Genomic DNA, 13,806 nt, shown 5'->3' with positions numbered 1-13,806 from the left:
CGGATCACCGTCGTGATCCACAATGGCCCGCATGCGCAGCAGCAGACAGTACGGCCCCGATCTGACTCCCCCGTGGAAGCGGAACACGCCCGCTCCCGAGGTGCCGGCCGAGGTGGACCTCGTGGTGGAGGAGGTCACGACGGGCTTCTGCGGTGCCGTGATCCGCTGCGAGAAGACGGCCCAGGGCCCGACGGTCACGCTCGAGGACCGCTTCGGCAAGCACCGCGTCTTCCCCATGGAGCCCCGCGGCTTCCTCCTGGAGGGGCGCGTCGTCACCCTCGTACGCCCGACCCCCGCCTCCCCCGCCCCGCAGGCCCCCGCTCGCACGGCCTCCGGGTCCATCGCCGTCCCCGGAGCGCGGGCGCGCGTGGCACGCGCCGGGCGCATCTACGTCGAAGGGCGCCACGACGCGGAGCTCGTGGAACGCGTCTGGGGCGACGACCTGCGCATCGAGGGCGTCGTCGTGGAGTACCTCGAGGGCATCGACGACCTGCCGGCCATCGTCTCGTCCTTCGCCCCCGGCCCGGACGCCCGCCTGGGCGTGCTGGTCGACCACCTCGTCCCGGGCTCGAAGGAGTCCCGCATCGCCGCCGAGGTCACCGGCGACCACGTGCTGGTGGTGGGCCACCCCTACGTCGACGTCTGGGAGGCCGTGAAACCGTCCTCCGTGGGCATCCCGTCCTGGCCGCGGGTGCCGCGGGGGCAGGACTGGAAGACGGGCGTCTGCCGGGGGCTGGGCTGGCCGGAGAACACGGGGGCCGCTTGGCAGCGGATTCTGGGGTCGGTGCGCAGTTACAAGGACCTGGAGCCGGCACTGCTGGGGCGGGTGGAGGAACTGATCGACTTCGTGACGGCACCGGTGGGTTAACCGGGGGCTCCGCCCCCGGACCCCCGGTCCTCAATCGCCGGACGGGCTGATTTGTTGCCCCGGAACCGGCGGAAAATCCAGCCCGTCCGGCGATTGAGGACAAGAAACGGTGAAAGGGCGGGGCAGGGGCAGAACTCCCGCCTCAGTCCACCAGGTCCCGCACCACCGCGTCGGCCAGCAGCCGCCCGCGCAGGGTCAGGACCGCGCGCCCGGCCTCGTACGGCTCGGGCGCCAGCAGCCCGTCCGCCAAAGCCCGCGCCGCGGCCGCCGCACCCGCCGGCTTCAGCAAAGACAGCGGGCACCCCTCCACCAACCGCAGCTCCAGCAGAATCCGCTCCACCCGCCGGTCCTCGTCCGCCAGGACCTCCCGCCCCGCCCCCGGCGACCGCCCCTCGCTGAGGGCCTGCGCGTACGCACCGGGATGCTTGACGTTCCACCACCGCACGCCCCCGACGTGGGAGTGGGCGCCCGGGCCCGCGCCCCACCAGTCGGCGCCGCGCCAGTAGAGCTCGTTGTGGCGGCAGCGGCCGGCGTCGGTCGTGGCCCAGTTGGAGACCTCGTACCAGGCGAAGCCCGCGCCGGCGAGCTTCTCGTCGGCGATCAGGTAGCGGTCGGCGTGCACGTCGTCGTCCGTCATCGGCACCTCGCCGCGGCGGATGCGCCGGGCGAGCTGCGTGCCCTCCTCCACGATCAGGGCGTAGGCCGAGACGTGGTCCGGGCCCGCGCCGATGACCGCGTCCAGGGAGGCCCGCCAGTCGTCGTCGCTCTCCCCGGGCGTGCCGTAGATCAGGTCGAGGTTGACGTGCTCGAACCCGGCCGCGCGGGCCTCGGCCACGCACGCCTCCGGGCGGCCCGGGGTGTGCGTACGGTCGAGGACCTTCAGAACGTGCTGGCGGGCGCTCTGCATGCCGAAGGAGACCCGGTTGAAGCCCGCGGTCCGCAGCTCTTCCAGATAGCGGGGGTCGACGGACTCGGGATTGGCCTCCGTGGTGATCTCGGCGCCGTCCGCGAGCCCGAATTCGTCGCGGATCGCGGCGAGCATCCGCCCGAGGTCGGCGGCGGGCAGCAGCGTCGGGGTGCCGCCGCCCACGAAGACCGTCTCGACCGGGCGCGGGTCGTCGCCCAGCACCTTGCGGGCCAGGCGGATCTCCTCGGCGACGGTGTCGGCGTAGTTGTCGCGGGAGGCGAGCGCACCGCCGGAGCCGCGCAGCTCACTGGCGGTGTAGGTGTTGAAGTCGCAGTAGCCGCAGCGGGTGGCGCAGTACGGGACGTGCAGGTAGAAGCCGAGGGGTCGCTGCCCGGAGCCGTCGAGGGCGTGGCGGGGCAGGGCCCCGTCCTCGGGCATGGGTTCACCGTCGGGCAGTACGGAAGGCATGCGTTCCATTGTCCGGCATGGCGGGGATTACTCGGCGCGCAGCACCAGCAGCGCCAGGTCGTCGTCCGGCGGGGTCCGGGAGAAGCCGTGGACGGCGCGCCGGATCCGCCCGGCGACGCCCTCGGCGGTCAGGCCCGTGCAGCCCGCGAGGGCGGCGGCAAGGCCGTCCCCGTCGTCGAAGAGGCGGTTGCCGGACTTGCGCTCGGTGACGCCGTCGGTGACGCACAGCAGGGTGTCGCCGGAGGTCAGGTCGAAGGTCTCGCTGCCGTAGCCGACGTCCTCGACGACGCCGAGCAGGGTCTGGGGGACCGCGGCGGCCCGCACCGAGCCGTCGGGGCGCAGCAGCAGCGGCAGCGGGTGCCCGGCGCTGGCGAGGGTGCAGCGCACGCCCTTGCCGTGCGGCACGAGCTCGCCGTACAGCAGCGACAGGAAGCGCGGTGCCGCCCCGCTCTCGGCCGCTTCGGCGGCCTCCTCGCACACCAGCCGGTTGAGACGGTCGAGGACGTCGGCGACGCCGTAGCCCTCCTTGGCCAGCAGCCGCAGCCAGGGCCGTACGAAGCCGGTGGTCACGGCGGCCTCCGGGCCGCTGCCGCAGACGTCGCCGAGGGCGAAGCACCAGCGGCCACCGCCGACGCCGAAGACGTCGTAGAAGTCGCCGCCGGCGGAGGCGTCGCCCCGGGGTTCGTAGACGACGGCCTTGTCGACGCCGGGGATCTCAGCGACGCCGCGGGGCAGCAGTCCGCGCTGGAGGATGCGGCTGATGGTGGCCTGGCGGGTGTACTGGCGGGCGGAGGCCAGGGCCTGGGCGACGCGGCGGGCGAAGTCCTCGACGAGGCAGACGACGTCGCCGGCCATGGCGGCCGGGGCGCTGCGGCCCAGGAGCAGGGTGCCGACGCCGCGGCCGCCGGCGACGAGCCGGCAGGCCAGCGCGGTGCCGTCCGCGGGGCCCTCCGCTCCGTGGGTGCCGTGCGGGGCATCGGCCCGGCAGTGCCCGTACTGGCCCTGCGGCCAGGGGACGGCGCGGCCCGCGGCGGGCAGGGCGGGCGGGGTGCGCTGCAGGGCGATCCGCAGGGGTTCGATGCGGCTCTCGCGGGCGTGCCAGACGCGGGCGAGGCGGGGTACGGGCCGGATGGCGCCGGGGGCGCCCTCGACGTCGAGCCAGACGGCGCACCAGTCGGCGAGGCGGGGCACGGCGAGCTGGGTGGCGAGGGAGGCCACCATGTCCTCGTCGAACTGCCCGGCGAGCAGCTCGGACGCCTCGGCGAGGAAGGACAGCGCGCGGTGGTGGCTGCGGTCGCCGGCGCGGCGGCCGGACGGCTCGGGGCGGGCGCCGGGGGCGAGGATCTCGGCGACGCGCAGGTCGCGCAGGAGGGCCTGCTCGGAGAGGGCTCCGGTGTGCTCGTCCGCCGGGGAGGTCGGCAGGTGGAACCAGACCGTCTTGTCCGTACGCCGGTAGGCCGTGCCCCAGGTCTCGGCCAGCTCGGCGACCAGCCGCAGCCCCTGGCCCCCGTGCGCGGCGCCCTCGCGGTCACCGGCGGCGGGGCGCGGGCAGGGCCGGAACTCGCGGGCGGGGTGGTGGTCGGTGACCTCCACGACGAGGTTGCCGCCGGGCGCCGGATCCAGCCGGCACTCCAGGTCCACGGACGTGCCGGCGTGCACCACGGCATTGGTGACCAGCTCGCTGACCAGCAGCGTCGCATCGTCGGTGACCAGGGCATGGGCGTTCCAGCCGGCGAGCACGGACCGGACGAACCGGCGTGCGGCCGACGGCGCCCGGGCGTCGCCGGGCAGGCTGGTACGGGCCGTGGGCGGGCCGTCGGCGCCACCGGGGCCGGTCGACGCGCGGATCCCACGGGCCGGTGTCAGCACGACCGGCCCGTCCTTGCCCGCGGTTGGTGATGTCCTCACGTGACGCTCCTGACCGCATACGGCATAGTGCGGAATTCACCACGGCCAGAGTGACAGACCGTCTCCGCTCAGGGGCGAGGAGTGGGGTAAGTGAGCCTTACGAGTGGCCCTGCGCGTCTCAGTCCTCCCGGGACCCCTCGTACATCTCCTCGATCAGGCCCTTGTACTCGCGCTCGATGACCGGCCTCTTGAGCTTGAGGCTGGGGGTCAGCTCACCGTGCTCGACGTCCAGGTCGCGCGGCAGCAGCCGGAACTTCTTGATCGTCTGCCAGCGCTGCAGACCCTCGTTGAGCTCGCGTACGTAGCCCTCGATGAGCTCCTGGGTCTCGGGGGCGGCGACCACCTCCGCGTACGGCCTGCCGTCCATGCCCCGCTCCTTGGCCCAGCCCAGGATGGACGGGCCGTCCAGGGCGATGAGGGCGGTGCAGAAGTTCCGGTCGGCACCGTGCACAAGGATGTTGGAGACGAACGGGCATACGGCCTTGAACCGGCCCTCGATCTCGGCGGGCGCGACGTACTTGCCGGCCGAGGTCTTGATCAGGTCCTTCTTCCGGTCGGTGATGCGCAGATAGCCGTCCGGGGAGAGCTCGCCGATGTCGCCGGTGTGGAACCAGCCGTCGGATTCGAGGACTTCGGCGGTCTTCTCGGGCTGCCGGTGGTAGCTCTCCATGACGCCGGGGCTGCGCAGCAGGACCTCGCCGTCGTCGGCGATGCGGACCTCCGTGCCGGGCAGGGGCTTGCCGACCGTGCCCGTGCGGTAGGCCTCGCCGGGGTTGACGAAGCTGGCGGCGCTGGTCTCGGTGAGGCCGTAGCCCTCGAGGATGTGGATGCCGGCGCCGGAGAAGAAGTAGCCGATGTCGGGGGCGAGGGCGGAGGCGCCGGAGACGCAGGCGCGCAGCCGGCCGCCGAACGCGTCGCGGATCTTGGCGTAGACGAGGGCGTCGGCGGCGCGGTGCTTGGCGGCGAGGCCGAAGGGCACGGCCTTGCTGCCGGTGCGGCGGTAGTTGTCCTGGGAGACCTTGGCGTACTCGCGGGCCACCTCGGCGGCCCAGCGGAAGATCTTGTACTTGGCGCCGCCGGCCTCGCGGGCCTTGGCGGCGACGCCGTTGTAGACCTTCTCGAATATCCGGGGCACGGAGGCCATGTAGGTGGGCCGGACGACCGGCAGATTCTCGATGATCTTGTCGACCCGGCCGTCGACGGCGGTGACGTGCCCGACGCCGATCTGCCCGGCCGTCAGCACCTTGCCGAAGACGTGCGCGAGCGGCAGCCACAGGTACTGCACGTCGTCCGGGCGGGCGAGCCCGGTCGCCTGGATGGCGCGCGCCATGTACGACCAGGCGTCGTGCCGCAGCCGTACGCCCTTGGGGCGGCCGGTGGTGCCGGAGGTGTAGATGAGGGTGGCGAGCTGGTCGGAGCGCAGGGCTTCCACGCGCTCGCGGACGGCGTCGGGGTGCTGTTCGAGGCGGGCGGCGCCGCGCTTCTCCAGGTCGGCGAGGGAGATCACCCAGCCCTCGGGGTCGCCCTCGGCGGGCACGGCGTCGGCGGCCTCGACGACCACGACGTGGGCGAGGTCGGGCAGCTCGGCGCGGCGCAGCCGGGCCTTGGCCAGCTGGGCGGCGTCCTCGGCGACGAGGATCCGGCACTCGGCGTCCGAGAGCATGAAGGCGGTCTCGTCGGCGTTGGTGCTGGGGTAGACGGGCGTGGTGGCGGCGCCGGCGCACATGATGCCGAGGTCGGCGAGGATCCACTCCAGCCGGGTGGCGCAGGACAGCGCGATCCGCTGCTCGGGCAGGATGCCGAGGTCGATGAAGCCCGCGGCGATGGCGAAGACGCGGTCGGCGGCCTGGCGCCAGGTGAGCGAGGCCCAGGAGTCGGGGCCGCTGCCGGACGGCGCGGGGACCGGGTGGCGGTAGGCCTCGGCGTCGGGTGTGGCCTCGACCCGTTCGAGGAACAGCGCCGCCACGGACGACGGCCGGTTCTCGATCAAACTCTGTGTCTCGGTCACGGCATCCTCCGGGGCCCGCTACGTTGCTGGTGACTCGCGAGTAACCTTCCAAGCAGTGATCAGAGTAGAGCCGAAGGGGCCATCGCGTAAGAGTCCCTGGCGGCTTATGAGAAGAGGCTGCGCAAAAGTGCCCGCCCCCTGACGGGAACGGGCACCTCGCCGACGGTGGATCAGGGCTACTTCTTGCCCTTCTCCCCGCCTTCGTCGCTGGACAGCACCGCGATGAAGGCCTCCTGCGGGACCTCCACGCTGCCGACCATCTTCATGCGCTTCTTGCCTTCCTTCTGCTTCTCCAGCAGCTTCCGCTTACGGGAGATGTCACCGCCGTAGCACTTGGCGAGGACGTCCTTGCGGATGGCGCGGACGGTCTCACGGGCGATGACGCGGGAGCCGATGGCGGCCTGGATCGGCACCTCGAAGTTCTGCCTCGGGATGAGCTCGCGCAGCTTGGCGACCAGACGGACGCCGTAGGCGTAGGCCTTCTCCTTGTGCGTGATCGCGGAGAAGGCGTCGACCTTGTCGCCGTGCAGCAGGATGTCGACCTTGACCAGGTCGGCGCTCTGCTCGCCCGTGGGCTCGTAGTCGAGGGAGGCGTAGCCGCGGGTCTTGGACTTCAGCTGGTCGAAGAAGTCGAAGACGATCTCCGCGAGGGGCAGGGTGTAACGCAGCTCGACCCGGTCCTCGGAGAGGTAGTCCATGCCCAGCATGGTGCCGCGGCGGGACTGGCAGAGCTCCATGATCGCGCCGACGAACTCGGTGGGCGCCAGCACGGTCGCCTTGACGACCGGCTCGTGCACCTCGGCGATCTTGCCCTCGGGGAACTCGCTCGGGTTGGTGACGACGTGCTCGGTGCCGTCCTCCATCCGCACGTTGTAGACCACGTTGGGCGCGGTGGCGATGAGGTCGAGGCCGAACTCGCGCTCGAGCCGCTCGCGGACCACGTCCAGGTGGAGCAGGCCGAGGAAGCCGACGCGGAAGCCGAAGCCGAGGGCGGCCGAGGTCTCCGGCTCGTAGACGAGCGCGGCGTCGTTGAGCTGGAGCTTGTCGAGGGCCTCGCGCAGCTCCGGGTAGTCCGAGCCGTCCAGGGGGTACAGGCCCGAGAAGACCATGGGCTTCGGGTCCTTGTAGCCGCCCAGGGCCACGGTGGCGCCGTTCTGCTGGGAGGTGATCGTGTCACCGACCTTGGACTGCCGCACGTCCTTCACGCCGGTGATGATGTAGCCCACCTCGCCGACGCCGAGGCCGTCGGCGGGCGTCATCTCGGGCGAGGAGACACCGATCTCCAGCAGCTCGTGGGTGGCGCCGGTCGACATCATCTTGATGCGCTCGCGCTTCTTGAGCTCACCGTCGACGACACGGACGTAGGTGACCACGCCGCGGTAGGAGTCGTAGACCGAGTCGAAGATCATCGCGCGGGCCGGGGCGTCCTTGACGCCGACCGGGGCCGGGACCTGGGCGACGACCTTGTCGAGCAGCTCGTCGACGCCGACGCCGGTCTTCGCGGAGACCCGGAGCACGTCCTCGGGCTCGCAGCCGACGAGGTTCGCCAGCTCGGCGGCGAACTTCTCCGGCTGGGCGGCCGGCAGGTCGATCTTGTTGAGGACCGGGATGATCGTGAGGTCGTTCTCCATCGCCAGGTAGAGGTTGGCGAGGGTCTGGGCCTCGATGCCCTGGGCGGCGTCCACGAGGAGGATGCAGCCCTCGCACGCGGCCAGGGAGCGCGAGACCTCGTAGGTGAAGTCGACGTGGCCCGGCGTGTCGATCATGTTGAGGATGTGGGTGTTGCCCTTGTCCTCGGTGGGCGCCCAGGGGAGACGGACGGCCTGGGACTTGATCGTGATGCCGCGCTCGCGCTCGATGTCCATCCGGTCGAGGTACTGCGCACGCATCTGCCGCTGGTCGACCACGCCGGTCAGCTGGAGCATCCGGTCGGCGAGCGTCGACTTGCCATGGTCGATGTGCGCGATGATGCAGAAGTTACGGATCAGAGCCGGGTCGGTACGGCTCGGCTCCGGCACGTTGGTAGGGGTCGCGGGCACGCAGGATCCATTCGGTGACTTCGGCGTTTGAACGCTGGTCTCGGCGGGAGTCGGGTATACGACCTCACCATGGTCCCATGACCGGCGGGTACCGTCCGGTTTGGGAGGCCGCAAGGCGTACTGGTAGCCTGGTCCACTGTGCCTGTCGTGCCTCTCACACGTACACGGCACTATCGAAATCCAATCGAACCTGAAAAGGCTCAATCGTGGCGAACATCAAGTCCCAGATGAAGCGGAACAAGACCAACGAGAAGGCGCGCCTGCGTAACAAGGCCGTCAAGTCCGAGGTCAAGACCTTCGTCCGCGCGGCCCGCGAGGCCCTGGCCGGCGGCGACGCCGCGAAGGCCACCGCTGCCGTTGCCCTGGCCGGCAAGAAGCTCGACAAGGCCGCCAGCAAGGGTGTCATCCACAAGAACGCTGCCGCCAACAAGAAGTCCTCGCTGGCCCAGCAGGCTGCCGCCCTCCTCAAGGGCTGAAGCCACTTCGGGGCATGAGCCCCTCGCCGGCACGGAACCAGCGGCCCCTCTACCGCTCCGGACCGGCACCCCGCCGCACTCGGTCGTTCGCCACGCGGGTGCGGTACGAGCCTGACGGCTCACCAGACGATCCCAAGGCCCCGGCCGCCCTTCCCCAGGGCGACCGGGGCCTTCGGGCATTTTGAGGGTCTTCGGGCGTACGGGGGCCGAGCGGCGGGAGCAGAGCTCCCGCCCCCTCTCAGGAACGGCTATGCGTCAGGAACGGCTGCGCGCCGCCCGGGCCACGGCCACCACGGCCTTCTCCAGGGCGTACTCCGGATCGTCCCCGCCGCCCTTGACCCCGGCATCCGCCTCCGCCACGGCGGTCAGCGCCGCGGCGACCCCGTCCGCGGTCCAGCCCCGCATCTGCTGCCGCACCCGGTCGATCTTCCAGGGCGGCATGCCCAGCTCCCGGGCCAGGTCGCCGGGGCGGGCGCCCCGCGGCGCCGAGGCGAGCTTGCCGATCGAGCGCACGCCCTGCGCGAGGGCGCTGGTGATCAGAACGGGGGCCACACCCGTGGACATGGCCCAGCGCAGGGCCTCCAGGGCCTCCGCCGCCCGGCCCTCCACGGCCCGGTCGGCGACGGTGAAGCTGGACGCCTCGGCGCGGCCCGTGTAATAGCGGGCGACGACGGACTCGTCGATGGTGCCCTCGATGTCGGCGACGAGCTGCGCACAGGCGCTCGCCAGCTCACGCAGGTCACTGCCGATCGCGTCCACCAGGGCCTGGCACGCCTCCGGCGTCGCGGAGCGGCCGGTCGCCCGGAACTCCGAGCGCACGAACGCCAGACGGTCGGCCGGCTTGGTCATCTTCGGGCAGGCGACCTCGCGGGCCCCGGCCTTGCGGGCGGCGTCCAGCAAGCCCTTGCCCTTGGCGCCGCCCGCGTGCAGCAGGACGAGCGTGATCTCCTCCGCGGGGGCGCCGAGATAGCCCTTCACGTCCTTGACCGTGTCCGCGGACAGGTCCTGGGCGTTGCGGACGATCACGACCTTGCGCTCGGCGAACAGCGAGGGGCTGGTCAGCTCGGCCAGCGTGCCCGGCTGCAGCGCGTCGGGGGTGAGGTCCCGCACGTCGGTGTCGGCGTCGGCGGCACGGGCGGCCGCCACCACCTCCTGCACGGCGCGGTCGAGGAGGAGATCCTCCTGGCCCACGGCGAGCGTCACGGGGGCGAGCAGGTCGTCGGTTGCAGTCTTCCTGGCCATCGCGTCCAGCATCCCATGCGCCAGTGACACTCCCCCCTCCACGGCCGAGGTCGCATGCCGCACAATGTGCGGGTGAGCAGCGCTTTCTCCTATTCCGATCAGTCCGAATCCGTACGGCACCTCCTGGTGCTCCCCGACCGCGACGCCGCCGGGGAGGCCGCGGACGAGGCCTCCGAGCGCTTCGGCCTCGACGAGGAACCCCAGATCGTGCGCGAGGCCCTCGCCGGCGAGGACGACGCCGAGGACGCCCAGTGGCTGGTGGTCCTGGAGGACCCCGACGGCGAGCTGGACGCCGCCGCCCTGCGCGAGCTCGCCGAGGAGTACGACGGCTGGCTCGAGGTCGGCTGACCCCGCGCTCCCCCGGGCGGCGCCCGACCGAGCGGCCCCGCCCCAGCGGATTCGCCTCCCCACGTGCTTCCGCCCGTACTTCCGCGTCTGCGACTTCCTCTTCGTCCGCCCGTCACCGCCGTGGCCGTGCCGATCACGGCGATCGGGCCGTCCATGTCGGTGCGCAGGACCGTCGCTCCCTGCGCCCGCAGGGCGGCGACCGTGCGAGCGGCAGGGTGACCGTAGGGGTTGCCGGCGCCGGCGGAGATCAGGGCCAGGCGCGGTCGCAGGCCTCGCGTCAGCCGCGGGTCCTGGTAGGCGGACCCGTGGTGGGCGACCTTGAGGACGTCGACCGCCGGCAGCTCGGGGCGGGACTCCCACAACTCCTGCTGGGCGGGCGGCTCCAGGTCGCCCAGCAGAGCGAGCGTCAGACCCCCGCTACGCACGAGGAGAGCCACGCTGGCGTCATTGGGCCCCTCCTCGGCCACGGCGGACGTCCCGGCGGGCGGCGGCCACAGCACCTCCCAGGACAGCTCCCCCACTCGCCGCCGCTCCCCCGGCACGGCCTCGACGACCGGCACCCGTGCCCGCTCCGCCTCCCGGCGCACGAACGCGGCCTGCCCCGCCGGCTCGGCGAACGCCGTCGTCCCGATCGCCCCGACCGCCCTGCCGCGCAGCACACCGGGCAGCCCGTCGACGTGGTCCGCGTGAAAGTGGGTCAGCAACAGCAGCGGCACCCTGTCGACGCCCAGCTCCCGCAGGCAGCGGTCGACCGCCCGCGGCTCCGGGCCCGCGTCGACGACCACGGCGGTGCCCGGACCGGCCGCCAGGGCCAGGGCGTCTCCCTGTCCGACATCGCACGCGACCATCCGCCAGTCGGGTGGCGGCCAGCCCGTGACGGCCCGCGTCAACGGCACCGGACGGACGATCGCGAGCAGCAGGAGCAGTGCGCAGCCCGCACAGGCCCAGGGGCGGCGCAGCACGGGACGGGCGGCGAACACGACGACCGCCGTGACGGCCGCCAGCGCCAGCCCGCCGGCCGGGCCGCCCGGCCAGCCGAGCTCCGCCCCGGGCAACCCCGCCCCCGTCCGGGCCACGGTGGCCGTCCAGGAGGCAGGCCAGCCGGCCAGCCACGCGAGGCCCTCCGCGACGGGCGGCGCCACAGGGGCGACGGCCAGCGCGGCGAAGCCCAGGACGGTGGCGGGGGCGACCGCGGGCTCGGCGAGGAGGTTGCAGGGCACCGCGACCAGGCTCACCCGGGCCGCCAGCACCGCGAGCACCGGTGCGCACACCGCCTGCGCCGCGGCCGTCGCGGCGAGGGCCTCCGCGAGCCGGGGCGGCATCCCGCGCCGCCGCAGCGCCGTACTCCAGCGCGGGGCGAGCGTCAGCAGGGCTCCGGTGGCCAGGACCGAGAGCAGGAACCCATAGCTCCGGGCCAGCCACGGGTCGACGAGCACCAGCAGCAGCGTGGCCGCCGCGAGGGCGGGCAGCAGGCTCCGGCGCCGTCCCGTGCCGATCGCCAGCAAGGTGATCAGGCCGCACACGGCGGCCCGCAGCACGCTCGGATCGGGCCGGCACACGACCACGAACCCGAGCGCGACCACACCCCCCAGTACCGCGGTCAGCCGCAGCGGAATGCCCAGCCGCGCGGCGAGCCCCCGGCGCTCGGCGCGCGAGGCGAGGTGCGGCGGCCCGATGAGGAGGACGAGGAGGACCGTGAAGTTCCCTCCGGACACGGCCAGAAGGTGCGTCAGGTCTGTGGCACGGAACGCCTCGTCGAGATCCGGCGGAACGCGGGAGGTGTCCCCCACGACCAGCCCCGGCAGCAGCGCCCGGGCGTCCGGGTGAAGTCCGTCCGTGGCGGCCCGCAGGCCCGCGCGCAGCCTGCCCGCCGCGCGCTGCAGTGTGGAGGGCCCACCAACGACCTGCGGTGGCTCGTGGCCGTCGACCCGCACGACGGCCGCGACGCGGTCCCCGTCCCGCACCGGCGGCGCCAGCCTGCCCTCGACTCGCAGCCGGGTCGAGGGCAGGAGCCCCAGCCAGGATTGACCGGCGATCAGCAGGACCGGCGTGCGGACCTTCGTGCGGGATCCGGTCGCGCCTGAGGCGGGGAGGACGTCCGTCGCCTCCGTCTCCACGACGACGGCGGGCGCGGTGCGGACCGAGCCGCGCACCTTCTGCCGCGTGGCCCGCGGGTCCCCGGTGACCGTCACCTCGACGGTGGCCCGCTCGTACCGCCGCGCCAGCTCCGGCAGGGGCCCGCGCCGTGTGTCGGCCCCCGCCAGGGCGCCGGCCGCCGCTCCGGCCGAGGCGCACAGCAGCGCCGCCACCACCGCGACCACCACCCCGGCGGTACGAGCGCCCGGCCCCCTCACGGCGCCGTCCCGCCCGCCCGGGGCGCGGCGCACGGCGGCCAACAGCACACAGGCCACGGTCACGGCCCCGGCACAGGCGAGGGCGACGTCCCCGCCGTCGGCCGTCAGGGCGGCCGCCGCCGCTGCCCACGCGGCGAGCGCGGGGACGACCAGCCGCAGATCGGCCGCCCGGCCCTCGGCTCCGCCTCCCGCCGACGGCCCGTCGCCCGCATCGCCGACGTCGGCGCCGCCCCCGTCTTCTCCCCGCATGAACCGCACCGCCGCCTGCCTCATGGCTGGACCAAAGGCTTGAGGTCCGTGAACCGGCGGGCGCCGATGCCGTTGACGTGCCGGAGGTCGGCGACGGACCGGAAGCCGCCGTGCCGGGTGCGGTAGTCGAGAATGTGCTGGGCGAGGACAGGGCCGACGCCCGGCAGGGCGTCAAGCTGCTCGAGCGTTGCTGAGTTGAGGCTGACCGGCCCGCCCGACGCCCCCGGACCGCCACGTGGGCCACTCGCACCCGCCGCCGTCCCACCAGCCCCGGACGCGCCTGCCGGGCCCGGCACACCAGGAACACCTGGAACCCCTGGAACACCCGGCACGCCCACCACGATCTGTTCCCCGTCCGTGAGCACCCGGGCCCGGTTGAGGCCGGTCGTATCGGCCCCCGGGCGGGCTCCCCCTGCCGCCTCCAGCGCGTCGGCGACCCGCGAACCGGCCGGCAAGTGCTGAACGCCGGGGCGCCGCACCTTGCCCGCCACGTCCACCACCACGGCCCGCGCGCTCGCCCCGACCGCCGCCGTGGGAACCACTGTGGGAACCGCCGTGGGAACCACCCTCGGCGCGGTGCCCACCGCCGCGGCGGGCCCTTCGCGCGCCGGCGGCCGTACCGTCTGCGGTCTCCCGGCCCAGAAGTGGTAGCCCGCGAAGGCGACCGCCGCCACCAGCACCACCGCCAGCGCGGCGAGCGTCCTCGGCTCGATGCCGCACCGCAGGTGCACCCACACCGGCAACCGGTCCCACAAGGCACCCCGCCAACCCCCGCGCACGGGCCTGGAGTCGGGCGCCGGCGCAGCGGCCACCCTCTCGCGCAGGGAACCGAAGTCCCGGGCGAGCGAGGCAGCCCCCACGGTTGTCACGCCATGTGATCGAGCAGTCATGGCACGTGACCGTAGACGTGTTCGGCCTGCCCCGCTGAAGCAGCCTGAT

General features: G+C 73.4%; 9 protein-coding genes and 1 pseudogene. 3 read left to right on the top strand and 7 right to left on the bottom strand.

Annotation, left to right across the window (positions count from 1 at the left end):
- The first annotated feature begins 31 nt into the window (after positions 1 to 31).
- Positions 32 to 868, top strand: coding sequence for a DUF3097 domain-containing protein (locus tag ACIGXW_RS20830; protein ID WP_399574357.1), 837 nt, complete (start codon positions 32 to 34; stop codon positions 866 to 868).
- A gap of 142 nt (positions 869 to 1,010) precedes the next feature.
- Here ACIGXW_RS20830 and hemW read toward each other — a convergent pair whose 3' ends face one another.
- The 4 genes from hemW to lepA form a co-directional block, all read right to left on the bottom strand.
- Entirely contained in the window at positions 1,011 to 2,243 is a 1,233-nt protein-coding gene (gene hemW, locus ACIGXW_RS20825; RefSeq protein WP_399574356.1) for a radical SAM family heme chaperone HemW, read from the bottom strand.
- 27 nt (positions 2,244 to 2,270) lie between these two features.
- The gene (locus ACIGXW_RS20820) at positions 2,271 to 4,112 is read right to left on the bottom strand and encodes a SpoIIE family protein phosphatase (protein ID WP_399574653.1); all 1,842 of its coding nucleotides are present in this window, start codon (positions 4,110 to 4,112) and stop codon (positions 2,271 to 2,273) included.
- A gap of 157 nt (positions 4,113 to 4,269) precedes the next feature.
- Positions 4,270 to 6,159, bottom strand: a complete 1,890-nt coding sequence (locus ACIGXW_RS20815; RefSeq protein WP_399574355.1) for an AMP-dependent synthetase/ligase — start codon at positions 6,157 to 6,159, stop codon at positions 4,270 to 4,272.
- A 176-nt stretch (positions 6,160 to 6,335) separates the two neighbouring features.
- A complete protein-coding gene (gene lepA, locus ACIGXW_RS20810; RefSeq protein WP_399574354.1) occupies positions 6,336 to 8,198 on the bottom strand; it encodes a translation elongation factor 4 in 1,863 nt (620 codons plus the stop codon).
- Between the two features lie 206 nt (positions 8,199 to 8,404).
- On the opposite strand from lepA, the gene rpsT reads away from it, so the two are divergent.
- Positions 8,405 to 8,674, top strand: a complete 270-nt coding sequence (rpsT, locus tag ACIGXW_RS20805) for a 30S ribosomal protein S20 (RefSeq protein WP_071963317.1) — start codon at positions 8,405 to 8,407, stop codon at positions 8,672 to 8,674.
- Positions 8,675 to 8,929: 255 nt separating this feature from the next.
- Here the strand turns inward: rpsT and holA are convergent, their stop codons facing one another.
- Complete coding sequence (holA, locus tag ACIGXW_RS20800; RefSeq protein ID WP_071963368.1) at positions 8,930 to 9,916, bottom strand: DNA polymerase III subunit delta; 987 nt, start codon at positions 9,914 to 9,916, stop codon at positions 8,930 to 8,932.
- A 54-nt stretch (positions 9,917 to 9,970) separates the two neighbouring features.
- On the opposite strand from holA, the gene ACIGXW_RS20795 reads away from it, so the two are divergent.
- The gene (locus ACIGXW_RS20795; RefSeq protein ID WP_399574353.1) at positions 9,971 to 10,264 is read left to right on the top strand and encodes a hypothetical protein; all 294 of its coding nucleotides are present in this window, start codon (positions 9,971 to 9,973) and stop codon (positions 10,262 to 10,264) included.
- A gap of 113 nt (positions 10,265 to 10,377) precedes the next feature.
- On the opposite strand, the pseudogene ACIGXW_RS20790 reads toward ACIGXW_RS20795, so the two are convergent.
- Both ACIGXW_RS20790 and ACIGXW_RS20785 read right to left on the bottom strand, forming a co-directional pair.
- Positions 10,378 to 12,891 (bottom strand): annotated as a pseudogene (locus tag ACIGXW_RS20790) (ComEC/Rec2 family competence protein); the annotation flags it as partial.
- The gene (locus ACIGXW_RS20785; protein WP_399574351.1) at positions 12,888 to 13,727 is read right to left on the bottom strand and encodes a helix-hairpin-helix domain-containing protein; all 840 of its coding nucleotides are present in this window, start codon (positions 13,725 to 13,727) and stop codon (positions 12,888 to 12,890) included. The gene ACIGXW_RS20785 and the pseudogene ACIGXW_RS20790, both read right to left, overlap by 4 nt.
- Positions 13,728 to 13,806: the final 79 nt, after the last annotated feature.

The sequence above is a fragment of the Streptomyces sp. NPDC053079 genome (genome assembly GCF_044546695.1).
Classification (GTDB): domain Bacteria; phylum Actinomycetota; class Actinomycetes; order Streptomycetales; family Streptomycetaceae; genus Streptomyces.
Note: the sequence above shows the minus strand (reverse complement) of the source record. Positions and strands in the feature narration are given on the sequence as shown.